Raw genomic sequence first — 22,976 nt, forward strand, 5'->3', positions numbered from 1 at the left:
GCGGCCTTCAATCTGAACCGTATAGTCAGGCGCGAATGCAAACCAACCAACGATCGCATCAGCGACCTCATCACCGACTTATCTAGTCCCCACTGGCGGGGACTCCAAGACACCGTCAGCATGGTCGATGCGCATCGCCGCAGCCACATCCTGGCGACTCTTCGCTGCCGCCAACGCCTCGACCACAGCGACAGCGTCAACCTCAGTCAACACCTCCACGATCACTACCCCTATCGAAACCGATCTGTCTCGATGGAGTAGCCGATCGACCATCAACCCGTATACGGCATCAACACTCGACAGCGGAGCCAAGTCCCACCCACACACAACTACTTGGGGCTAGCCGATCGGGCCTCCCGCAGCGTGGGCGAGACTAGTGACGTCCACATTCGCAAACACCGTGTCTGTTCGGTTCCACGGTGAAAGTCAAACTCGTGAACATTTGACACTCGGGATTGCGAAGATGACCACTGGACCAAGGCTCGGATCAGGCCGTCCAGCCGTTGAGGTCGTCGAGCAGCGCCATCTTTTCGGCGTCATAGCCCGTCTCCCCCACCTCGATGCCGACGTTCCACCGCATTGTCGACGGGGTGCGCCGATCGAATGTCGGCCACGCCGGAACGCCGTCGCCATTGGGGTCACCCGTAGCGACGAAGTTGACCAGAGACGACATCATCGCCGCCGACAGATCCCGATCAGCGTCTTCCCAGGCCCATGAAGGGCGAGCCCGCTCGAGAGCGCCGAACGCGTACAGGACGTCGGAACCATGGAATGCGCCCGCGTAGCTGGCCTCGATCACGTCGTCGGCCGGAGCGATCGGCGGCCGACGCAAGAAGCGGAAGTGCCAGAGCGGCGACACACAACCAGCCTCGTGGCTGCGCGCGGCTGCCCAAGTTGACCAGTTGAAGATGCGGTCGGCTTCGAGGTCCCAACTGGCGCTCCGCGCTCCCCCATTGTCGGACGCCGGGTAGAGCTCCCATGCGCGATCAGCGGCGTCACCGAAGGTCGCACGCAGATGCTCCCGATAGGCGCTGAGCGTGGGGAGATACGGCAGTCCCGAAGCCTCGTTTCCCACATCCCCCAGCAGGAAGGGTACGTCGTGGATCCGGCCGCTCTGGTACGCACGCATCGGAGATTCGAGCAGAACATGCCCATCGATCAGGGGGTACGCTCCGTCGAACAGGTGCAGACTGACCTCTGCACCGGGCGCCAGGTCGAAGTTCCACGATCCGTGCGCCCGGGGAAGTAGTACTGCGTCGATCTGGTGGGGTGACAGCGCCCGCATTGCCGCCGGATCTCGAGCTCCCAGCGTCTCCATGATCTCGGTGCCAGCGGCCTCCCCTGCCGCCAGGGTTTGCACTCCCGCAGGATGGCCAGGCCCCTCCAGGTCCCGCGCGAGACCGGGACCGCTGTGCGCGATCGCCTTATGGAACAGGCCGACCGCTAGGGGCGACGCGCGGAGCACGTGCACTGAGTTGGCGCCGGCGGAAACGCCACCGATCGTGACGTCACCCGGGTCTCCGTCGAACGCCGCGATGTTGCGCTGCACCCACTGCAAGGCGGCGATCTGATCCAACAGTCCGTAGTTGCCGGAAGCCCCGTACTCGGACTCGGCCGAGAGTGCCGGGTGCGCAAGGAATCCCAGACGACCTAGCCGATGATTGACCGTGACCACAACGCAACCTGATCGAGCCAACCGCTCTCCGTCGTACATGGGATTGGCTGCGGATCCGAACTGGTAGGCGCCGAAGTGAAACCACACCAGGACGGGGCGCGGACCGGTCCCCGCTCTCGGCGTCCAGACGTTCAGCGTTAGGCAGTCCTCGCTGAACTCGGCCTCGCCCCCGAAATAGAGGGAGTTCGACGGGGGCGCCGCCTGTGGGGCTGCGGGACCGAACCGGAGCGCATCTCTCACGCCGGACCACGAGTGCGCAGGACGCGGTGCCCGCCAGCGAAGTTCGCCCACCGGCGGCGCTGCGTAAGGCACGCCCAAGAAGGATCGCACGCCGTCGGCGCGGATGTGCCCACGGAGTGCGCCGGTCTCGACCGTGACAGTGGTATGAGTCATTTGCGTGGCCCGCCCGTCAGGATACCCGTGACAGACAACGGAACTCACGACGGTGATACACCGTCGGGTCCGCATCCTCGAGATCCACACCATCGACCCGGCCGATCAAAATCGTATGGTCGCCTCCAGGTAGTTTGTCGAATGCCGAACACTGAAGCGTGACACTCGATCCCGCGAGAAGGGGCTGACCCGCCTCGTCAAGCGTCACACCCCCTATGAACTTGTCCGCTCCTCGCGTCGCGAACAGCATCGCCAATTCGGCCTGGCCGTGCGCAGCGACGTGAATGTTCCAGCGGTCGGCCTCCAGAAAGGCCTCATGACACTCGGCCTTCTTCGCAATGCATACGAGAACCAACGCCGGGTCCGCGGACAGCGAGCAGAAGGAGGTCGCCGTGAAGCCACGAGGGGCACCGCTGGCGTCCGTCGTCGTCACGATCGTGACGCCACTCGGAAAGCGCGTCATCGCATCACGGAAGCGGTCAATGTCGATCTCGACATGGGGCTGGGTTTCGTTGGAAGTCATGAATCTCTCCAGAACTCGAATGGTGAGGGCTGACGGCCGGACGGACAGAGCCCCGTCGGGTCACTCGGACCGCCACTGGTGATCGCCGTCACATCACGCTACAATCCGTCGTAAGGAATGTCCATACCGTAATGCGGGATGACGTCCGACCATCCTGGAACGCATTGAATCGAGGAACCGACCGTGCACCAACCTCCCTGGCTCAGCGAGAACGACGTCGACCGCGCCGTCGACGTCCGAGACGCGATCCCCGCCGTCGCCGCGGCCATCGAACACGAAGCTCGAGGACTAGCCGGGAACATCGCGAAGACGATGACCACGTGGGATCCCGCCAGCGCCGCTCACGCCCTGGGCGGCTTCGACCATGCGACCGCCAGGGTCGCATTCAAGACCTGGGTCAACACCCCCGTCGGCGCCGAGTCGCTGCTCAGCCTGTTCGACGCCACCAACGGCCGCATTCTCGCTCTCATGCAGTCCGTCACGCTCGGTGTCATCCGGACTGCCGCGGTGTCTGGCGTGGCCACGGACCTCCTCGCCGACCCCGGCGCCGACGAGCTCGCGATCATCGGCAGCGGCCGTCAGGCGCTCCGCCAGGTCGCCGCCGTCGCGGCCGTCCGTCCGCTCCGCCGTGTCCGGGTGTGGAGCCCTACCCCGGCAAGCCGCGCCGGCTTCGCGGAGCAGATCTCCGCCGAGCTCGGCATCGTCGCCGAAGCCCTGCCCAGCCTCGAGGCGGCGGTCGCCGACGCGCCCATCGTCACGGTGGTCACTCGGGCTCGAGAGCCGTTCTTCCCGCGCGGAATCCTTGCGCCTGGCGCGCACCTGAACGCGATCGGCGCCATCCTTCCGCACGCGGCGGAATTCGACAGTGCGCTACTTGCAGATTCCTCGATCACGGTGGTGGACAACCTCGAGAACGCGCGTCGCGCGTCGCGAGAGCTCATCGAGTTCTACGGCGACGACTTCTCGCCGGTGCAGACCCTCGGCGATCTCATGACCGGTGCCGCTGCTCGGCCGTTGTCGCCCGCATTGACCGTCTTTAAAGGCATGGGTATGGGCCTTGCCGATCTCGCCGTCGCGAACGTCGCTGCGGCCAACCACGAAGGAGTACCGACCGCATGAGGTTTCGCAGCACACCCGAGTCGATCACCGGATCGATCTCGCCGTTGATCACCCCGTTCGCCGACGACCTCGGGCTGGATCTCGGGAGCCTCGCCACGCTGACGCGGTGGCACCTCGACAGCGGGACGCACGGCGTGTCCATCGGCGGGTCGACAGGCGAGCCCAGCTCTCAGACGGTCGCCGAGCGGATTGCCGCCATCCGCGCCGTCGCCGATGTCGTTGACGACGCCGTTCCCTTCCTTGCCGGCACCGGCTCCGCCAAGCTCGACGAGACGCTCGAGCTAACGGCGGCAGCAGTCGACGCGGGTGCTGACGCAGCCCTCGTCATCACCCCGTACTACGCGCGGCCCACCCAGGAGGCGTTGTTCCAGTGGTACTCAACGGTCGCCGCCGAGTTCCCCGACATGCCGATCGTGATCTACAACGTCCCGTCACGCACAGCGGTCGACCTCGCACCCGAGACCGTGGCGCGACTAAACCGCGCGCACGAGAATATCGTCGGCATCAAGGAGACCACGCGCGACTTTGAGCACTTCTCCCGTGTCCTACACGCCACGGGCCGCGACTTCCTCGTATGGTCCGGCATCGAGCTGCTCTGCCTTCCGCTCATGGCACTGGGCGGACGTGGCTTCATCAGCGCAACCGCAAATCTCGCACCGCGCGCTGTCGCAACGATGTACGAGCGATGGGAAGCAGGCGATTTCGACGGTGCACGCGACATCCACTACGCGTTGCATCCACTCACAGACCTACTGTTCGTCGAGACGAATCCTGCGCCGGCCAAGTGGGTCCTTGAGCGCAAGGGCCTCCTGGCCTCGGGGGCGGTTCGCCCGCCGTTGATCACACCGACACCCAAGGGTCTCGACAAGATCGAAACGCTGCTCGAGCAGGCACAGCCCGCACTGGCGCTTGAGCGGTTTCCCGTTCCATCGGCCTAACTCACCGGCTCCCACACCGGACAGGCCCGCACCGGATTCCGCCGAAGCCGGTGCGGGTCTCCGCCTACTGCGCGCCGAGAGCAACCGAGATCTCGCGCGCGCAAGTGCGCAGCGCCTCAGCATCGGCGGACATCGCCTCGGCAGTGAGGCGGCCGACCGGGCCCGCGACGACCAGTGCGGCCACGATCGCGCCACGCCCGTCGAGAATCGGCGCAGCCATTGTCGAGACGTCGGGGTGCACGCGATTCGCCCCCTCCTCGGGGAGCATCGAGAGCCCGGTGTCGCGCGTTCGCTCGACATCGGCGAGGAACTCTTCCAACTCCGCGTGCTCAATGTCGGGATACCAAGCCTCGACCATGGCTGTCACCGAGTCCGGTTCATCATCCGCGAGCAGCACCCGCGTACCCGCCGTGAGGTCGGCCATCACGACCCGGGTGCCGATCTGCAGGTACTGCCGGATCGTGTACGTCCCGTCGGAGCAGGCGACACACACCTTGGAGTCGCCGGTACGCGTCCACAGGGACGTCGTTTCCATCACTCGCTCACGTAGATCATCCATGTAGGGCTGGGCAATGGAGGCGATGTCCACTTGCTCCGCTCGGCGCTGTGCCAGCTTCGTCACCCCGACTCCCAGGCTGTACCGCTTGGTCAGCGGATTGAACTCGAGAAGGTCACCGTGCGCGAGCGTCACCGCGATCCGGTGCGCCGTGCTGGCGCTGCAGCCGAGTTCGTGAGCGAGCGACTGCATCGTCTGAGGACCCCGTGCCGCAGCGAGCACCTCCAATAGCCTGACCGCACGCTGCACCGACTGGACCCCGGACTTCCCGACGGAATCCTGACCGTCCATCGACGTATCCCTGCCCGTTTCCAACGACATCGTGCCCGCACCGCCTCCCGTGGTTCTTCATGGAGGTTAGCCGCCCCCAGAATTGGCTTCATCATATCCCGCCCAGCGGGTTGCGCTTCCCGCCACACGGATCGTAGAGTGTGACGTGTCACATATTCGTGGGCAATTGTGGCTCGCTTCATTCCTACTTAGCCGATCGAGGTCCTCACTCATGCGCTTAGCAACCCTGCGTGTCGCCGGCCGCACCCGCGCCGCACGCGTCGAATCGGATGGTGGTGCGATCCTCCTGGACGCGCCTGACGTCGGAACCCTGTTGCAGCACCCCAATTGGGAAGATCTCGCCCGTGCGGACGGACCCCGGGCGGACTTCGCTCCAGAGGACCTCGCTCCGCCGATCACGCTCCGCTCGGCGAAGGTCTTCCTCGTTGGATTCAACTTCGGCTCGCACGCAACTGAGCTCGGCCGCGAGCAACCAGCGTATCCGTCAATCTTCGCGAAATACCCCGAGAGTCTCGTTGGCGCACACGACCCCATCGCCCTGCCGCACCACAGCCTCAGCGTCCAAAATGACTGGGAGGTGGAACTGGTCACGGTGATCGGCACTGCAGGTCGGCACATCCCCATCGCGGACGCCCCGCGGCATATCGCCGGATACTGCGTAGGCAACGACACGGGGGTTCGCGACTGGCAGTTCCGCAACCGGCCGCCCCTAATGGGGAAGGCGTGGGAGGCGATGACGCCGATCGGGCCCTGGCTGACCACGGATTCAGGCCCGGTGGACGCCATGCGGCTGACCACCGACGTCGACGGCGAGCGGGTGCAGGACGGCCTCGGCGCCGACATGATCTTCGACCCCGCGACCGTCATCTCATATCTCAGCACCGTCATCACCCTGCAGCCAGGGGACATGATCTTCCTCGGAACCCCGCCCGGCATCGCGCTGGGACAGGAACCCGCGCCGTGGCTGCACCCCGGCCAGACTCTCACCACCGCAATCTCCGGCCTCGGCGAACTCCGCAATCTCTGCGTCGAGTCCCCGGCCCCCGCCACCTCAGATTGGACGATCCATGGGTGACCCCACCACCGCGAAGCCGATCTCACCTCTGGCCTTCGAGGACTTGAGCCTCGCATCGCAGGATCTGCTCCGCCCCCGCTACGAACGGTTGGGCTACCTGGGCGAGATCTTCGGCGTACTCGGCAATGATGACGCCGTCCTGCGCGCATTTGTCGGATTCGCTGACGCCTCGGCTTCCCCAGTTGACCAGGACGTCCGCGAAGTGGTCGCACTGGCCATCGCCGCCGCAACCGACGCAGAACCCGAACTGTTCCAGCATGAACGACGCGCCCTACGGTTGGGGTTCACCTCCGACGAGATCGCCGCGATCGAGACTCTTGACCCGGATCACTCGGACCTGCGCGCCGGAACGAGGGACGTCCTCGCCGCATCCGCAGCGGCTGCGCGCGGGGACTGGGCCGGCGCGCGGGCGGCACTCGCCAAACTGAGTACCGCTGCCGGTCCGAGCGTCGCAGCCGGCGTCCTCCTGCAGATCGGCTACTACCTCATGGCGACGTCGATGGGACACATCCTCGCTCTCACACCGCCGGTCACATCGATCTTCGGGGGACAGTCCGGTGACTAGCGTCATCGACATCGGAATCGGAGCACTCGTCGACGAGCTGCCGTCCGACCTCGTCATCACCGACCCCGATATCACCGCCAGCTACGCGCGCGACCAGTCAAGATTCACGTCTTGGAGTGTTCCCGCGGTAGTCCTCGCACCGCGCAGTACCGCGGAGGCATCCCTCTGTCTCACCGCGGCGCATCGACACTCTGTGCCGGTCGTGATCCGCGGCGCTGGATCCGGCCTAAGCGGGGGCGCAAACGGCGCGTCGGGGGCGGTAATGGTGAGCACTCATCGCCTAAAGACGATCGTCGACATCGACGCCGAAGCGCGGCTCGCCACCGTGCAGGCTGGCGTGGTGACCGCCGACCTCCGGGCCGCGGCGGGAGCCGTCGGGCTCCACTACCCGCCGGATCCGGGCAGCGTTGAGATGTGCACCATTGGCGGCAACATTGCGACGAATGCCGGCGGAATGTGCTGCGTGAAGTATGGCGTCACGCGCGACTACGTTGCCGCACTCACCGTGGTACTCGCCGACGGCACGATCATGCGAACCGGTCACACGACGCGAAAGGGTGTGGTCGGCTACGACACGACCGGACTCATCGTCGGATCGGAGGGGTCACTCTGCATGGTCGCCGAGGCTACGGTCCGATTGGTGCCGGCGCCGGCACCACCGACGACCGTCCTCGCGACCTTCGATGCTCTCGTCGCCGCGGGACGCGCCATCGTCGGAGTCCACCGCTCGGGTACGCCCTTCTCCATGGTGGAGATCCTCGACGGGACCACGGTACGCGCGGTCGAGCACCACACTGGCATGGATCTCGCGGGCGTGAATGCACTGCTGCTCATCCAGTACGAAGGCAACATGCCTCAATCGGCGCAGGACGAGTTGGCCGCGATTCTCTCGGCCAGTGGAGCCACCGATGTCGTGACCAGCTCGGACCCCCAAGAATCAGACATGCTCCTACAGACCCGCCGGATGGCACTCCCCGCACTCGAGGGGCTCGGCGACTGGCTGCTCGACGACGTCTGCGTGCCCGTACCGCGGATCGTCGAACTGATCGCAGCGATCGAACATATCGCGGACCGACGAGGCCTGACCATCGGTGTGTTCGGGCACGCGGGGGACGGAAACCTGCACCCAACGATCATTTTCGACGCCAGCGACGCGGAGGCCGCCGGCGCCGCTCACGCGGCGTTCGTCGACATCACCGACGCGGCTCTCGCCCTCGGTGGTACCGCATCAGGCGAACACGGCGTGGGGCGACTCAAACGCCCCTGGCTGATTCGCGAACTCGATCCGGCGGACCTCGCGCTCCAGCGCCGCCTCCGCGCCGCCTTCGACCCCGAAGGCATGCTCAGCCCCGCGGGTTGAGTCCGGCCAGCCCAACGAAGGAATCCCCATGAAGCACCGCCCCACCAATGCTGACGAGCTCCACCTCGGCTACTTCTTCCCTTCAGGAAAGACCAACTTCCTGTACTCGGACGAAGCGGCCCGCCGCACCCCGGAAATGACAAAGGCCAACCTGATCGCGCTCGCACAGGCGGCCGAGCACACCGGCTTCGACTCGCTGTTCATCGCTGACAACTGGTCAGGACACCAGCGAGCGGCGGAGCTAGCCGGGCATCAGTCACCCGCGTACCATGCACCGTTGCTCGCGATGGCCTTGCTCACCGCTACTGAGCACATTGGCGTGATCTCTACGTTCCACACGACTCACCACAAGCCCGCCCACGTCGCCCGCATGGGGGCGACACTGGACGCGTTCAGCGAGGGTCGTTGGGGCTGGAACGTCGTCACCGGTTTCAGCGCCGACGAGGCAGCGCTCTTCGGCGAGGAATTCGTCGAGCACGACAAACGCTACGACATGGCCAGCGAGTTCACCGACATCGTGATCCGCCTCTGGAACGAGATCGAGCCGATCGACGTCAACGGGGACTACTACCAGGTGCGCGGCCGGATCAAGAAGCCGCGCACAATGCAGGCGCCGACGCCCCTCCTCGTGAGTGCGGGCGCGTCTCCGGCTGGGACGGCGTTCGCCGCCAGGTTCTGTGACCAGCTCGTGACGCTCGCGTCCGACGAGGAGGCGCTGCGCGCCGTCGACGCCCGGCTTTCGGAGGCGACCGCCGCGACGGGCCGGACCGTCGCCACCTGTCCGTTCGCGATCGCACTGGTTCGCGACGAGGAGGGGCGAGCAGAGGAAGAGTGGGAACGGCTGCGTGCGTCGATTAATCCGGAGGCCACGAGGGAGATCGCCGCCGATGTGCTCGGTTCCATCGAGTCCTCTCGCGCTCAGTATGCGAAGATGGGCGACGAGCAGGCCACAATGGCCTTCGGTGGTGCTGGCTCCATGCTCAAGCTGATCGGCACCCCCGATCAGGTGGCCGAGAAACTCGTCTCCATCAAGAAGAACACAGCGGCGTCGAACATCCTGATCAACTTCCCACTGTGGAGCGCGCAGGAGATCGAGGGCTTCGCCCCGGTCGTCGACCGCCTCCGCGACGCCGGAATCTGGACACCTCCCGCGGCCCGCGACTACTCGTGGTGATGACATCGGAACGGTGAGCGGTCACCAGGATTGCGGACATAGTCAGACAGCCCGCGACCTGGTGACGCACGCCGCGCGAGTCGTCCAGGTGGTCCGCATCATCAACCGGTGGCGACTGATTCCGCGTGACCCGGATCGTCTTGAAGCCCACGTCGTCGTCCATGTCCAGGACGTTCGTGTACTTGTGGTGCACGTAGTTGTGGGTGTGCTTCCACAGGCGCGACGTGCCCGCGTGGTCCCACTCCCACGTCGTCGAATGCACCTCGGGATCGTTCATCCAATCCCACTGCCCGTGCATGACGTTGTGCCCGAGCTCCATGTTCTCGATGATCTTCGCAACGCCGAGGGTGGCCGCGGAACCCCACCAGAAGCCCCGCTTGTGCGCCCCCAGCAGCATCAGCCGGCCCGCTACCTCGAGCCCGCGCTGAGCGGCGATGGTGCGCTGCAGGTACTGCACGTCGGTCTCGCCGCGCACGGCCTCGATGTCGCGCCGGATCGCATCCAACTCCGCGCCGAGCGTTTCGACGTCGGCCTCCGTGAGGTGCGCGTACTCGGGGACCACCTCGCTACAAGACACGGTGACCCTCGCGGTCGACGAATTCATCGCACGCATGCACGAGGTCGAGGGATACAGCTCGGCGCTCCAAGCAGCGGAGACCAATCAACAGCGCCGAGCAGGCATCCCTGCGGTCGTGCCGGTATCCCCGGCATCTCCCGACGAGCGCGAACCTCCCCCCGAATGACCCTCTCAGGGCAGCTCAGTGCGACGCTCGACGGATCGGGACTGGGGCGCGAGGCCGGCAGACGTGGGGGATAGACCCATTCGGCGGCCAGTGAGCGAGGCCCATGCCCTGGTGCGCACAGTGATCGGCGGCCCCTGGACGCGGGCGGTCCGGACCAGGTGCGTCACAGTGGCCCGGCTGGATGTCGCCCGCAGCGGCCGCCGGGGGTCGGTGTGGGGCCGCCGCAGAACGTGCACCTGTTCTCGGATTCCTCTTCCGCCCAGTCGATACGCGCGTATGCCGCGTCGGCGACCGAGTCGGGCGTGTGGTCTGGCAGGTTGATGTAGAGGCGGAGCCCGTGGTGCTTCTCCTTGATCGCGGTCACTGTGTACTGCGGTTCGAGTTCGACAAGGTCCTGGTGGAGTTGCATGACGAGCGCGCACCAACCGGAGGGAATTCGAACTCGCGGGCGCCCCGGGAGGGTGTCGGCGAGTTCATCGGCGGCGGGTTGAGCCGCTGAGATCTGCGTGATGGGTGCTGACCGCACCACGTGACGGCGCTGCCAAGGGTCTGAACGTAAAGAGCACTGGAGTACGAACTGATCACCTACGCGGGGCCACTCAATAACCTCGCTGATCAGATAGTGGGTCGGGTGGTCGTCGAAACCGCGTTGAGTGTCCGGCCACGGTAGTGGCCGCCGTTCGTGTGTTCCCGCGTCCAGATCGAGGATGTGGATTGCGTCCTCGGTGTGGATCTTCCAGCGGCCTGTGCCTGAAGGGACGAGTTCGTTCATGTGCTTAGCCCCTCTCGTTGGAGACAAACGTGCGATCGGCGAGAATCCTCGGATCCTCATGGGGTCGCCTGAGCGTGGCAGACCGGGCGGGATTGGTCGACTTGCGGGGATCGAGTCGGGCTACGCGTCCGGATCGGTTCGGCGCCCTATTGCGTCGGAGAGAAGTTCGAGCTCGTTCATCACGTCCACTGCCGCCCAAACGCGGTCGCGTTTGGATTCGGAGATGACCTCGAGGATCCCGGCGTTGGTGAGCTTGTTCAGGGCTCGGTAGGTGGCTGTATCTGATGAGCCGGTGATCTCTTGCGCCGTGTCGGCGGCGAGTACGGGGCGTGCGAGTAGTGCGTCGATGAGCGACTCCTCCGACGAGCCGGATCGCGGGTTCGCGAGGGTGCGCCAGTATGCGGGCATCTGCTCGAGTTGGTCGGCGGCTTTGTCGGCTGTAGCGCAGGCCAGCATCGCAGCGTCTGCTACGTAGGTGACGAACGCTGCAGCATCGCCTCGGCGATACGCGCCGAGTGTGGCGAAGTAGGTGTCGGTGTCGGCGAGCATCACGGAGGCGAGGGGGACGGTGATCTTCCGGGTGAGGCCGCGCCGCCGGAGGATTGCGCTGATCAGTGCGCGGCCGATGCGGCCGTTGCCGTCGGTGTGGGGGTGGATGCTCTCGAACTGTGCGTGAGCGATCGCCGCCTGCGCGACGACGGGTACGTCGGTTCGCGCGACGAAGGCGATCAGGTCATCGATGAGGCCGAGCACCAGCTCCGGAGGTGGTGGCACGAACAGTGCGCCGCGCGGTGTGTAGTCGGACCCGCCGATCCAGTTCTGGACCGTGCGGAAGGTTCCGGCCGTGCGTGCCTCGGCGACGTTGCCTTCCATCAGCTGGCGGTGAGCGCTGAGCAGGTCGGCGGCGGTGATCGTTCCGGTGTCCGCTGCAGCGATCATCGTCGCGAGTGCCTGCACGGCCGCGAGCTGTGACTTCGCCTCGCTACCTGCTTTGACGCCGGCGATGGCGAGCCCGAGCTGTCGCCAGCCGGCGTTGACGTGCTCGATCTTGGATGAGGCCACGGATTCGCTTCGCTTCGCAGGAGGAAGTCACCGAGCGGAGCGAGCGCCTCTCCTCGGCCGACATCGAGCCGCGTAATCGCGATGGTCGCGTTTTCGCAGGCCAGCAGTACGGCGGAGTCTGCCGCGAAAGTCTCAGCGGCGATGAGCGGAGGTATCGCGGTGGTGACCTGCGTGAACAGGCGATCCTCACGATTGCCTGCGCGGTTCGCTGAGACCCATGGTCGAACCTCGAAGCTGTGCGCCGGCCACATGGGTAGCCCCTCCCGTGGTGTCTTCAGTTGGGCAAAGTTGACTACGGCCAGCTGTGTCGAATGTTAGTACAGTGAAGCTGGATTAATGCAGGTCAGAGGTCACGAACTGCGTTGCGTGCGGCGGTCCGCTGGACCGTGAGGGCGGTTCTAAGGTTGACGCGACCGAGTCGTGGCGAACTTTGAGGAGGTCAAGTGGGGCTACGGGGCTTCTTGCTCCCAGATGTCGTCGCCTCGATGGTTTGCGTCGAGTTTGACGACACGCCCTAGGCTCGCACGGGACTTATGTGATGCCTGTCACAAGATCTTTTGTGGGGCCAATTGCGAATCATCCCATCGGCACTCATGCCGCCTGGCCTGCCGACATGAAACTTGTGTGACTGCAGTTGTTACCACCCATGACAAGGATTTCTGAAAAGTCGATCTTCGCGGTCAGAAGTGCTGTGATTGGCAGGTCAGTTTAGGCGCGGAGCTCGAAGTACTGTTTGTTCCGCGCGCCCGGGGAGATCCGGGAGCACCCGGGAGAAGGTTTGTATGGCTATCCAGCGCGAGAAGGCCAAGCGTGTCCGGGTGGAACTGCAGCTGGACCCCGATGTCGCTGAGCGGCTTCGGTCGATTGCTGCAGATGAGCAACGGAATGTCTCGGTCGTGGCGCAGCGGCTACTAGTGGCGGCCATCGATGCCGATGAGCGGGAGAAGGAGTGATCAGCAGGAAGAGATAGTGCGGTAGCGACATGCGCCACAGGCGCTGACATACCGGAAGCCCCGGGCTGGTACCCCAGGGCCTCCGGAGCGGACTGGATCCGCAGATGATCACATTTTCGATCCTCATAAGGAGGACCATGTTTATTTCAACGTACCCAGGTACGACTGTCAAGCGCTGCGCGCGGTGTGTCGGGTGGGTGATGCCCTGATGGTTCGCTACAAGGCGCACCGCGCGCAGCTGGCGCTGCCCGGTATTGCACCAGAGCCGGACGACCTGCCCGATTCGGTAGTCGGACCGCGCACCATCGGTCGATTCACCGGAGACCCGCGGGGATGGGTGCCCGCCGGACAGGAGGAGAGGTTCGAGCGGCTGTCGAAGGCGACGAGCACGGTGGGGAACCCGGATCTCCGGGAGTCGGCAGCGAGGATTGGCGCTGCCCTGGTGTGTCGGCTCAAGGAGGGTACTGAGGCGAACGATATGTCGCATGTCCAGCACGTCATCAGGTTCATCGCTGGGTATGTCGAGCCGCCTCTGCCGATCGACGTCCAGTCAGTGTTCCGTCGGTCAGTGGTGGACGGATATATCAATCACCTGATCGCAACGGGACGCGAGCGGGGCGCCCGGCAGAACCAGTATCTCTACTACGCAGTCGGCCGGCTGGTCCATCCCCGTGAGTACCCGTTGTCAAGGGCGGCGAGCAAGAAGCCGAAACGCCGTACTGCGGCACCGGCGAGCGACACGTTGATCGCGGACTGGTATCGCACCGCCGCATCCCTGTCGGGCGAACAACAGCGGCGCGCGTACGTGAGCCTGGATCTGGCCCTTGGTGCGGGGGTTCGTCAGGGTGAGCTGTCGCGAGTTCGGGGCACGTCGATTTCGTCGACGACCTACTTCGGCCGTGAGCATGCTGTGGTGACCCTTCCCAACCGTGCGGGCGGAGTGCGCCATGTACCTGTGGTTGACGTCGCGCGTTCGGAACGAATCTTGCAGCGTGCCAAAGAGGTGGGTGACGCGAGCATGATGACTCCCGGCATCGGTCCCACGGACCGCAACTTCGGCAATCGTCTCAACGAGTACCTTCGCAGGCACGGGCACACGTCGATCGACTTGCTCGCTGCACGGGAGCGATGGATACACGACCTCGCGAAGACGGTCCCAGCGTGCCTCATGGTCCAACTCGCCGACGTGAGCACGTTCGCATCGATCAAGGACCACCGGCCGTCGTTTCCGATCTACGGTATCCGCGCCACGTTGGTCGCTCTCGATGGACGGGGGGTGCCAGCGTGATCAGCACCTTCCGTCCTACGCTCACGGTGTCGGAGTCGCTGTTCGCCGAGGCGGTCGGAGTGATCGATCGATCCGGCGCTGACCGTCTGATCGATGAGATCCATCAGCAGTCGGTTGGGCCCGGAGGTCGACGAGCTGCCGGAGTCCGGTACACGATTCGAGCAGTGCTGGTATCGGCACTGCTATGCGTGATGCTCAAACGTCCTCCCACGGTTGCTGGCATTCTCCAATTGATCAGTGACTTCACCCCGAAGCAGCTGGCTGAAGTCGGCATGGACGGGCAGGATCTCGATCCTGTTCGGACCAGTTCGCGTACCGAGTACGCCCGGCTCCATGCATTCCTCGCCAGGAGGCTGGCGCCGATCGACCCCGACCCGGACTTGCCAGCACGGCGCATCACCAACGAAGAGCATCAGCAGATCGTCCGCAGGCGGAGTCGCGAACAGAAACAGGCATCGCATCACGCAGCCGAGCTGCTCTCGAAGGTGGCCAACAGCCTGGTGGCTGGCTCAGTCCTGGACCGCGCACCCGAGGGATGCGCAGGCGATCTCGTCGTGGACGAGTCGATCTTCGACCTCGCCACGAACATGACCGGCCTGGGCGTCGCGAGCGATAAGCGGCGTGGTGCCACTCCTTTCGCCAAGCCGTATGGGCGTGACCGCAGTAACAAGGTCCGCACCGACGGTCAGAAGGCTGCTCTCACGAAGAGCGGAGTAGGTATTGGCCTCACAGCGCTCACGCGGATCGGTGAACCCAACCGTATGCACGGCGTAGCTCCCGTCATCATCGGCATCGACGTACACCCCCCGACATCCGGGGACGCTGGCGCGGTCCTCCGGGCGCTGGCACATGCGAAGGAGAACGGACTGACTGCGCGCAAGGACGGCACCCGAACGCGCTGGCCCTATCTCACCGTCGACATGGGATACAACTCCAAGCGAGGCTTCGCCGACTCGATGGTGCGCGAACAGTACGCATACGTGGGGCGGTACCCAAAGCACTGGATCATGATTCATGACAGCCTGCCCGCCACTGAAGGCGGCCGGAAACCCGGGCCAATCATGGTCGCAGGGGACTTTTACTGCCCTGCGATAACCGACATTGCAGAGAAGGTCACGGTGCCGCCAGGGCGAGAGATGTTGGCGTCGAAGCCGCCCGGATTCGCAGACCACGACCGCCGCCTGCAACGGACTCTCCCGCTTCTCATGGGAAGGAACTCGCGGCCAGTTCACGGTGTGATGCAGCGGGGCCAGCCGTCCGACATTCGCCCGAAAGCGCCCGAGCTCGTCAAGACGCAGCTCGTTTGCCCGGCGGCGTTCGGCCGCGTTCGTTGTCCGCTCCGACCGGAGTCGATGGATATCCACGGAGATGTCCCCACGCTCGAACCAACGTGGACAGCGGACCAGTACTCGTGCTGCGACAGCCCAGCAATAACCGTCGGGCTGTCTCCGGATCAGCTCAGGATGGCCCAGTTCGGGCTAACACCAGGTTCGTGGGAGCACATGGTCTACTTCGAAGCCGCTCGAGCGCTCACCGAGCAAAGGTTCAGCATCCTCAAGTCGAGATCGGTAACCGGACTCTCAGACCTGACGTCGGGGCCGCGACGACAACCGATGATCGCGATCACACTCGCACTCGCAGTCGTAGTGGCCAACCTCTCGGCGCAGCGAAGCCACGCTGAGAGACGACCGCGCGGCGAGTCCATCAACCGCCGGATGCGACAACTCCAGGCAGACCTCGGATACCCACCGACCAGAACACCACCGCGCACGTAGATAGTTACCTGAGTGGCCGGCCCAACCAAGTTGGGCCGGCCACTCGTCGTATGACCGTAGACAAAGTAATCGTGGGAAATCTGACCCCCACCAGAAGGCAAGGAGCCAGCTCGCCCGCTCCCGCGCGAAGGGCCAACCGCACCACCGCGACCGCGGGTCGAACTCGCGGCCCCCAAGATGCCCCACAGCTCCCGCTACAGGTACTCCAGGTCGGAGTCCGGCCGCGAAGTAATCGTTGGAATTTCGGCACTTAATCGTTGGAAATCCATCCCGGAATGTGCGATTCACGTGCATTCGAGAACCGCTCACAAGCTGTGTGGGCTGGAAGCCCAACGATAGAAGGCCGGAGACCCGCTGGGTTTCCGGCCTTTTGCGTTGTTGTCGCAATATCAGGGGCACGTGCCCGCCGCACCAGGCGGGCGCAGTGTTTCCTATGATTTCGGGCAACGAGGGGGAAGAGATGCCTGATTCGTCCCTAGGCGACGAGGATGCCGACCGGCCTGAGACGCCGCGAGGCCGGGGTTCTGTGCGGTGGCAAGAGCCGGGTACCACCACGCCGCGGCCCCCTACCGTCGCCGAGTCGCGGGCCCGCGACAAAGCACGCCGGACCCGCGAGGCCGAGCGCCGGCTCGCTGAGGTCCAGGCCCAGAAGGCAGAGGAACGGCGTCGGACCCGCAACCACGTTCTGATGGGTTCCGTGGTTGTCGCGGGTATCGCCGCGGTCGTGGCTGTGGGCTACGCGGTGATCGATCGAGATAACGAGGTCGAGGCGACGTGTGTCCAGGATGGTTCCAATGTCGTCGCGCCGGAGGAGTACTGCGAGCGCGGTACTGCGTCTTCGTCGGGCGGCGGCGTCTTCATCTACGCCGGATCGCCCTATCGGTATTACTACGGTGGACGGAATCAAGGCATTGGAACCATTGCATCCGGCGGCAATCTTGAGCTGCCCAGGGGCACGCGGGCCAAGACCAGCTCGGGTACCACTCTGACCAAATCTGATGGCTCGGGCAGTGTTTCACGGTCTCCATCGGTATCGCGAGGCGGTTTCGGGTCCAGCAGCTCGGGAAGTTCGGGGAGCTGATGCGGCGTCAGCACGCGCGGCCCCGCCCTGGTTGGGAAGAAACCGTTGCCTCCCAGGGAATGTGTTACGGCACGCCCGCGCGGTCGGCGGATGGTAGCGATCGTCCCTATTGGGACGAGTCGGTCCACTATGTCTTCGACATGGACGAGGTGCTTTCCCTAGAAGCCACCGTGGAAGTGCTGCACTCCATGTGCCTGGACGCAGTCGAGCATGTGGTCCTCACCGGGCGCTACCGAGACTTCGGGGTGCCGGACTGGGCCTGGGAGCACATCGAAAAGTCTTGGCGCCGCAGAGATCCGCATCTGTACGGGCGCTTCGACCTCCGATATGACGGACGGCGGCCACCGGTCCTGCTCGAGTACAACGCCGATACCCCTACCTCGCTGCTGGAGGCGTCAATCCTGCAGTGGCACTGGAAAACGGATGTGTTCCCCGAGGACGACCAGTGGAACTCGCTGCATGAACAGCTGGTGGCGCGCTGGACGCAGATCAGCAAGCAACTGGCCGGTACGGAAACACATTTCACATGGTCATCGGCGGACCAGACCGGTGAGGACAACGTGACCCTGGCCTACCTGCAGGAGTGCGCGGCCGAGGCCGGGATCAACACGGTGGGCCTGCCGATCGAGGATATCGGTTGGGATCACGATCTCAATCGTCTCGTGGATCTGGAAGAGGCCCCGATCGAGTCGATCTTCAAGTTGTATCCGTGGGAGTGGATCCTCGACGACGACTTCGGCCGCCACGCCCTGGACCTGCTGCCCGAGACTCTGTGGATCGAACCGCTGTGGAAAACGCTCTTAAGCAACAAGGCGATCCTGGCGATTCTGTGGGAGATGTACCCCGGCCACCCGAATCTGTTGCCGGCCTATCTCGATAACCCACACGAGCTGACCGAGTACGTCCGTAAGCCGAAACTGGGTCGCGAAGGGGCCAACATCACCGTGGTGGGTGCGGGCTACGAGACGGCCACCGGCGGTGTCTACGGTGAAGAAGGCTACGTCTACCAGCTGCTCGACCCGCTGCCGGAGTTCGACGGCATGAGGCCCGTTCTCGGTGCCTGGATTGTCGGCGACGAATCGGCGGGGCTGGGGATCCGGGAGACGGCAGGCCTGATCACCGACGACGGCGCCGCGTTCATTCCGCACCGGATTCCAGCTCAATAGGGACACTGAATACCAGAGAATGGGGATCGTAACCGTGAACGCAGCAGGGTACTGGTCGATCGTCGCGCACGGGGCGGCAGCAATATGGCTCTACGCGGCAGTCGGTTTCGTGCTGATGGTGATCGGATTCTTTGTGCTGGACTGGACAACACCCGGTCCGCTGCGGCAGATGGTCCGTGTGGGTCTGCCCAATGCCGCCGTGATCACCGCGGCGGGACTCCTCTCGCAGGCGTTTGTGATCGTGCTTGCCATCTACACCGCGTCGGGCAACATCGCCGAAGGGCTGCTACGCACCCTGGTGTTTGGACTTATCGGCATCGCCGCCCAGACGATCTGCATCAGGCTGATCGAGTGGGTGGTGGGCCTTGATGTTGGAGATCTGCTGGCGCACAAGAGGTTCGCCCCAGCCACGCTCGTTGTCGCTGCTGCCTATGTGGCCGTCGGCCTGGTTATCGCCGCTGCGATCCTGTAATCCGACTCGTATGGGTAGGCGGCGGCGCGCGGCCATGAGTTATCGCGCCGTGTCGACCCACTCCATGTAAGCCGACCCGCCAACCGGATTCCCTTGGTATTCACCGGTATAGCTGTATGCGCCGACATAGCTACGGCCATGGCCGTAGCGCAGGGGTGAGTCGACGAGCCCGTCGATGGCAAGCACGAGGTGCCCGTGGTCGTCGCGGACGGTCCAGCCCAGGCGGTGTGGGACGCGCATAGGGCGCCCTTGCTCGTCGATGGTCGGCTGCTCGCGGTATTCGGGGACGTTCATCCGGACATCCGTGTACACCTCGGTGGACTTGCCGAGGACGCGCACGTGCGCCAGCCGGCAGGCGACGGCATCACGGGCACGGACATCGGTGAGCAGCACCTGGGTTCCGTTACCGAGATCGATGATCTGATAGGTCAAGAAGTCGACGGGCAGTTTGAGCTGGCTCGGCAGCGGCCGCCGCGTGAGCGACTGGTGGCTGAGGAACCGCGCGTATTCGAAGGTGCCCAATCCGCTGATCGCCGTGGCGCCCGCCGCATTGGCGATCACACCGGTGTACTCGGCGAGCAGGCTCAGGTGGTCGTAGATCGGAGTCTTGACGAAGTAGGACACCTGGTCGGTGACGGTCAGCTCGATATCAGCCGAAAAGTGTTGGTAACGACCGCGAACGGTGACGCGCGGGGGGTCGACCTGGATCTGTAGATCTTCGCCCCAACACAGCACGCTTCCGTCGTTCGCGAAGTGGCAGCCGTGCTGAGAGTCGTAGGCTCGGTAATGGTGGTGATCGGTGGCTGCGGTCGAGGAAAGGACGGTGGCGGTGTGCCGGGCATCGGTAGCGGTCAGGTAGTCGTTGTCGAACAATTCCGCGCCGATCGCACCGATCAGGGTCATGGTGTTTAGGTACCGGTGCGGTGAGTCCAGGTTCGGAATGAAGACGCCGTAATGGGTGGCTGTCCACGGGCCGCCGTTGGCGTGCGGTCGCAGGATGGCCGGTCATCGATTCCGTCCGTTAGCCGTCGCGGCATGCTTAGTCGGTCTGGCGGGCTTGGGTGGCAGAACACGGGGTCCCACGTCGCAGCTCTCGCAGCGTGACCAGACACCGCTGTCGAGCCGCGCCTGCAGTACCCCGGCGTACGCCCCTTCGGCACCGGGGTCGACGTCGTCGGCCCACTCGTAGATCGAAGTCATGTAGCCGCCTCTCCGCGCTGCGGCGACGTCCGTCGTCGGGAATTGACCGACCGGTAATATATGACGAAGTGACCGTACGGTCAATCCCTTGGCGGATGAGAAACGCCAGTGCGGGCGACATGAGCCAATACTGTGCGCGGGCTCCGATACCGTCATACGCATGCAATCCCTCCGGACCGGCAGTAAGGGAATGCCTCGTCAGGAACGGGAGCAATAGATCTTGACCGCCGCCGCCATTGAGTTCGGAGAATCGACCTTTGCGGCGTCGAGCATGAACGGGGTCGCGGCGCGCGCCGGGGTGTCCAAGGCGCTCGTGCTGGCCTATTTCGGGTCTAAAGAGGATCTCTATGTCGCGTGTGTCGAACGTGCTGGGGAGCGACTGGCCACTGCGATCGGCGATGCGTTGGCAGGATCGCCGACGCGTGCGGAGGCTGCGGAGGTGGTGCCGACGGCAATCTTCACCACGCTCGAGAATCAGCGCAGCGACTGGCCGGTCCTTTACGACAGGACGGTGCCGAGCGGGCGGGCCCGGGATGCTGCCCGGCGACAGCAGACCATTCTGCGTGAACAGGCCGCCGCCGCGGTGACCAGAACGCTTGGGGCTGGGGGGCTCAGCGATGACGACGACCTTTCGGCGGCGACGCTCGTCTGGGAAAACATGGTCTCGGCGTTGGTGCAGTGGTGGCGGCGCCACCCTGAGCGTTCCGCTGATGAGATGGCCGGACGCGCGCGGAGGGTTCTCATGGCGTTGTCCGACCGCGCTGCCGACGAACTTTGATCACGCGACCCCGGCCAATTGGATGTTGCTGGTGATCTGCGCCACAATCGCATGAGAGCGTCGGGGGCTTATGTCGGTGGCACATTGTTCAGACTTCTCTGACGAAGAGCTCAGTAAGCGCAGGTCACGCTCGGCTTCGCTCCTGGAGGGCAAGAAGAGCGTCGAGGCTAGCAACCTAGAAATCTAGTTTTAAAACAGCTCAAAGGCTGAGGTATGACCTCAAGCGAACTATCGACAGCACTATTAGGTAATGCTAACTTCGCCTGATGCGGTCGCTGATTCGCGAGGCTAGATGATCACCAATGATCAGTACAGCTACTTCATGCCACGCGCCGTACCGGGTGCTCACCGGCTGTGGTCTGTTCGAGCATGGCCCGACCGTATATTCGCTCGTCACTAAGCGCACTGCTCAAGGAAGGGAATGCCCACGATGAATCTCAACGTCGTTCCGGAAGGTCTGCTCGTCACGAGTGCGGCCGTGGAGGCACTGACTGCGCGGTTGGCAGCCGCTCATGCCGCGGCCGCACCGGTGATCGGTGCCGTGGTTCCGCCCGCGGCCGACCCGGTGTCGTTGGAGACCGCTGCCGGCTTCAGCGCCCGCGGAATTGAGCACACCGGTGTGGCCGTCCAGGCTGTCGAGGAATTGGGGCGCGCCGGGCTGGGCGTCTCGGAGTCCGCGGCCAGTTACACCACCGGAGACATGCAGGCCGCGGCAACGTACATGATCGCGCGAGGCTAGTTCCGGTGTCGGCTCCGATTTGGATGGCTTCACCCCCGGAGGTGCATTCGGCGCTGTTGAGCGCCGGGCCCGGGCCGGGACCACTGTTGGCGGCTGCCGCCCAGTGGCAGGCGCTCTCGGCGCAATACACTACTGCGGCAACGGAATTGACGCAGCTGCTGGCGGCCACCAGCGCCGGATCCTGGCAGGGGCCCAGTGCTACCCAGTATGTCGCCAGCCACACCCCTTATCTGGCCTGGCTGACCCAGCAGAGCGCGATGAGCGCTACCAATGCGGTATTGCAGGAGACTGCCGCGGCTGGCTACACCACGGCGCTGGCCGCCATGCCCACGCTGGCCGAGCTGGCCGCCAACCACATGATCCACGGTGTGCTGCTGGCCACGAATTTCTTTGGTATCAACATGATTCCGATCGCGTTGAATGAGGCCGATTACATCCGGATGTGGGTCCAGGCCGCCACCACCATGAGCGTGTATCAAGGTGTTTCGAGCACGGCTCTGGCCGCGACGGCGCCGTCGCAGCCTTCGCCGATGATCATGGCGCCGGGCGGCGAAATGTCTCGCATGTCCGCGGACATGATGTTGATGTCTGCGCAGCCGCAAGCCCTCGAATCCGGTACCGCACTGGATAACAGCAACAACATGATCGATCAGCTCATGCGGTTCATGACCAATCCGCTGGGCACGCTCCAGGACATGATCGAAGACTTCATGAGGAACCCGATCGCCGCGCTGATCGCGTGGTTCCCGTTGTTGTTCTTCATCGCCTACGAAGCGTTCTTCATTCCCTTCGGGTTCACGTTCTGGGGCGTCTTGCTGTCCGCGCCTGCGTGGTTGCCGATTGTGCTGGGGCTCGCGCTGTCGGCGCTGGCCCCGCCCGCGGGGGTCGAAGAGCCCGGCGACCAGGATGAGCCTGGCCGTGAGCCCGCGCGAGTCGAGCGCAGAAACCCGCATCAGGATCTGCAACTCGCGCAGGTTCCTTCGGGGCAGTCGATGTCCGGCGGTTCGTCTTCGGCTCCGACCACCCCGAGTAGCCCGGCGTCCTCACCGGCGGCATCGGCGCCCGCGACTCCGGCGTACATGGTGTACGCGGTGCGTGAGGATCCGCCCGCGGCACGGTTTGGGCCGACGTTGAATGAGGGTGCCGGTGCCAAGGCGCCGGCGGCCGGGATTTCGGCGGCTGCCGCGGCGGCCGCCTCGGCGCGTTCCCGGGCCCGGCGCAAGCGAGCGGCCCGGATCAAGGATCCGGCCCCGCAGTTCATGGACATGAATTCGACGG

The 22,976-nt window shown here is 64.7% G+C and carries 25 protein-coding genes and 1 pseudogene; 18 read left to right on the forward strand and 8 right to left on the reverse strand.

Annotated elements, in window-relative coordinates; all coding sequences use genetic code 11:
- The coding region (locus B4383_RS26935; RefSeq protein WP_217700192.1) for a hypothetical protein at positions 1-261 on the forward strand (261 nt) is incomplete at its 5' end.
- Positions 262-487: 226 nt separating this feature from the next.
- Here the strand turns inward: B4383_RS26935 and B4383_RS24765 are convergent.
- Both B4383_RS24765 and B4383_RS24770 read right to left on the reverse strand, forming a co-directional pair.
- Positions 488-2,068 carry a carboxylesterase family protein gene (locus B4383_RS24765; protein WP_006368850.1) on the reverse strand — a complete coding sequence of 527 codons (1,581 nt, stop codon included), beginning with the start codon at positions 2,066-2,068 and terminating at the stop codon, positions 488-490.
- 16 nt (positions 2,069-2,084) lie between these two features.
- Positions 2,085-2,591 carry a flavin reductase family protein gene (locus tag B4383_RS24770; RefSeq protein WP_006368851.1) on the reverse strand — a complete coding sequence of 169 codons (507 nt, stop codon included), beginning with the start codon at positions 2,589-2,591 and terminating at the stop codon, positions 2,085-2,087.
- Between the two features lie 183 nt (positions 2,592-2,774).
- On the opposite strand from B4383_RS24770, the gene B4383_RS24775 reads away from it, so the two are divergent.
- The gene (locus tag B4383_RS24775; protein WP_006368852.1) at positions 2,775-3,710 is read left to right on the forward strand and encodes an ornithine cyclodeaminase family protein; all 936 of its coding nucleotides are present in this window, start codon (positions 2,775-2,777) and stop codon (positions 3,708-3,710) included.
- Positions 3,707-4,648 (forward strand): 4-hydroxy-tetrahydrodipicolinate synthase, encoded by a 942-nt coding sequence (gene dapA / locus B4383_RS24780; RefSeq protein WP_006368853.1) that lies wholly within the window; start codon positions 3,707-3,709, stop codon positions 4,646-4,648. The genes B4383_RS24775 and dapA overlap by 4 nt, the downstream gene beginning before the upstream one ends.
- Before the next feature lie 64 nt (positions 4,649-4,712).
- Here the strand turns inward: dapA and B4383_RS24785 are convergent, their stop codons facing one another.
- Positions 4,713-5,495 carry an IclR family transcriptional regulator gene (locus B4383_RS24785; RefSeq protein WP_006368854.1) on the reverse strand — a complete coding sequence of 261 codons (783 nt, stop codon included), beginning with the start codon at positions 5,493-5,495 and terminating at the stop codon, positions 4,713-4,715.
- A gap of 211 nt (positions 5,496-5,706) precedes the next feature.
- On the opposite strand from B4383_RS24785, the gene B4383_RS24790 reads away from it, so the two are divergent.
- From B4383_RS24790 to B4383_RS24805, 4 genes are read left to right on the forward strand one after another with little or no spacing between them, the layout of a single operon-like run.
- Positions 5,707-6,570 (forward strand): fumarylacetoacetate hydrolase family protein, encoded by an 864-nt coding sequence (locus tag B4383_RS24790; RefSeq protein ID WP_006368855.1) that lies wholly within the window; start codon positions 5,707-5,709, stop codon positions 6,568-6,570.
- Positions 6,563-7,135: a carboxymuconolactone decarboxylase family protein gene (locus B4383_RS24795; protein ID WP_006368856.1), complete on the forward strand. Its 573-nt coding sequence runs from the start codon at positions 6,563-6,565 to the stop codon at positions 7,133-7,135. The genes B4383_RS24790 and B4383_RS24795 overlap by 8 nt, the downstream gene beginning before the upstream one ends.
- The gene (locus B4383_RS24800) at positions 7,128-8,495 is read left to right on the forward strand and encodes an FAD-linked oxidase C-terminal domain-containing protein (RefSeq protein ID WP_006368857.1); all 1,368 of its coding nucleotides are present in this window, start codon (positions 7,128-7,130) and stop codon (positions 8,493-8,495) included. Before B4383_RS24795 ends, B4383_RS24800 begins: the two co-directional genes overlap by 8 nt.
- A 28-nt stretch (positions 8,496-8,523) precedes the next feature.
- Positions 8,524-9,669, forward strand: coding sequence for an LLM class flavin-dependent oxidoreductase (locus B4383_RS24805; RefSeq protein WP_006368858.1), 1,146 nt, complete (start codon positions 8,524-8,526; stop codon positions 9,667-9,669).
- 115 nt (positions 9,670-9,784) lie between these two features.
- Here B4383_RS24805 and B4383_RS24810 read toward each other — a convergent pair.
- Positions 9,785-10,273 (reverse strand): annotated as a pseudogene (locus tag B4383_RS24810) (acyl-CoA desaturase); the annotation flags it as partial.
- Between B4383_RS24810 and B4383_RS26840 the strand changes: the two are divergent.
- Positions 10,248-10,412 (forward strand): hypothetical protein, encoded by a 165-nt coding sequence (locus B4383_RS26840; protein ID WP_176126787.1) that lies wholly within the window; start codon positions 10,248-10,250, stop codon positions 10,410-10,412. The pseudogene B4383_RS24810 and the gene B4383_RS26840 overlap by 26 nt on opposite strands.
- 163 nt (positions 10,413-10,575) lie before the next feature.
- On the opposite strand, the gene B4383_RS24815 is transcribed toward B4383_RS26840, so the two are convergent.
- Together B4383_RS24815 and B4383_RS24820 are read right to left on the reverse strand one after the other, a co-directional pair.
- Positions 10,576-11,184 carry a hypothetical protein gene (locus tag B4383_RS24815; RefSeq protein WP_006368860.1) on the reverse strand — a complete coding sequence of 203 codons (609 nt, stop codon included), beginning with the start codon at positions 11,182-11,184 and terminating at the stop codon, positions 10,576-10,578.
- A gap of 120 nt (positions 11,185-11,304) precedes the next feature.
- Positions 11,305-12,246 carry a Fic family protein gene (locus tag B4383_RS24820; protein ID WP_006368861.1) on the reverse strand — a complete coding sequence of 314 codons (942 nt, stop codon included), beginning with the start codon at positions 12,244-12,246 and terminating at the stop codon, positions 11,305-11,307.
- Here B4383_RS24820 and B4383_RS27320 point away from each other — a divergent pair.
- The 7 genes from B4383_RS27320 to B4383_RS24845 all read left to right on the forward strand — a co-directional run bounded on the left by B4383_RS27320 (position 12,237) and on the right by B4383_RS24845 (position 18,981).
- Complete coding sequence (locus B4383_RS27320) at positions 12,237-12,458, forward strand: hypothetical protein (protein ID WP_006368862.1); 222 nt, start codon at positions 12,237-12,239, stop codon at positions 12,456-12,458. The genes B4383_RS24820 and B4383_RS27320 overlap by 10 nt on opposite strands.
- Positions 12,459-13,028: 570 nt before the next feature.
- Complete coding sequence (locus B4383_RS26845) at positions 13,029-13,199, forward strand: hypothetical protein (protein WP_006368863.1); 171 nt, start codon at positions 13,029-13,031, stop codon at positions 13,197-13,199.
- A 193-nt stretch (positions 13,200-13,392) separates the two neighbouring features.
- Complete coding sequence (locus B4383_RS24825) at positions 13,393-14,487, forward strand: hypothetical protein (protein WP_050955239.1); 1,095 nt, start codon at positions 13,393-13,395, stop codon at positions 14,485-14,487.
- Entirely contained in the window at positions 14,484-16,262 is a 1,779-nt protein-coding gene (locus B4383_RS24830; RefSeq protein ID WP_006368865.1) for a hypothetical protein, read from the forward strand. Before B4383_RS24825 ends, B4383_RS24830 begins: the two co-directional genes overlap by 4 nt.
- A gap of 526 nt (positions 16,263-16,788) precedes the next feature.
- A complete protein-coding gene (locus B4383_RS24835; protein WP_078294388.1) occupies positions 16,789-17,343 on the forward strand; it encodes a hypothetical protein in 555 nt (184 codons plus the stop codon).
- Positions 17,343-18,509, forward strand: a complete 1,167-nt coding sequence (locus tag B4383_RS24840; protein WP_078294378.1) for a glutathionylspermidine synthase family protein — start codon at positions 17,343-17,345, stop codon at positions 18,507-18,509. The genes B4383_RS24835 and B4383_RS24840 overlap by 1 nt, the downstream gene beginning before the upstream one ends.
- 34 nt (positions 18,510-18,543) lie before the next feature.
- Positions 18,544-18,981 carry a DUF350 domain-containing protein gene (locus tag B4383_RS24845; RefSeq protein WP_078294386.1) on the forward strand — a complete coding sequence of 146 codons (438 nt, stop codon included), beginning with the start codon at positions 18,544-18,546 and terminating at the stop codon, positions 18,979-18,981.
- Positions 18,982-19,020: 39 nt separating this feature from the next.
- On the opposite strand, the gene B4383_RS24850 is transcribed toward B4383_RS24845, so the two are convergent.
- A complete protein-coding gene (locus tag B4383_RS24850; protein WP_286144138.1) occupies positions 19,021-19,884 on the reverse strand; it encodes a DUF6670 family protein in 864 nt (287 codons plus the stop codon).
- Positions 19,885-19,986: 102 nt separating this feature from the next.
- Positions 19,987-20,181, reverse strand: coding sequence for a hypothetical protein (locus tag B4383_RS26520; RefSeq protein WP_139361042.1), 195 nt, complete (start codon positions 20,179-20,181; stop codon positions 19,987-19,989).
- A gap of 217 nt (positions 20,182-20,398) precedes the next feature.
- Here B4383_RS26520 and B4383_RS24855 point away from each other — a divergent pair, with 217 nt between their 5' ends.
- The 3 genes from B4383_RS24855 to B4383_RS24865 form a co-directional block, all read left to right on the forward strand.
- Positions 20,399-20,959, forward strand: coding sequence for a TetR/AcrR family transcriptional regulator (locus B4383_RS24855; protein ID WP_286144139.1), 561 nt, complete (start codon positions 20,399-20,401; stop codon positions 20,957-20,959).
- Positions 20,960-21,389: 430 nt separating this feature from the next.
- Positions 21,390-21,698, forward strand: a complete 309-nt coding sequence (locus tag B4383_RS24860; RefSeq protein WP_078294383.1) for a PE family protein — start codon at positions 21,390-21,392, stop codon at positions 21,696-21,698.
- A gap of 5 nt (positions 21,699-21,703) precedes the next feature.
- A partial coding sequence (locus B4383_RS24865; protein WP_078294381.1) for a PPE family protein occupies positions 21,704-22,976 on the forward strand: 1,273 nt, incomplete at its 3' end.

Origin of the sequence: Mycobacterium sp. D16R24, from assembly GCF_002013385.1 — a bacterium.
Lineage (GTDB): Bacteria > Actinomycetota > Actinomycetes > Mycobacteriales > Mycobacteriaceae > Mycobacterium.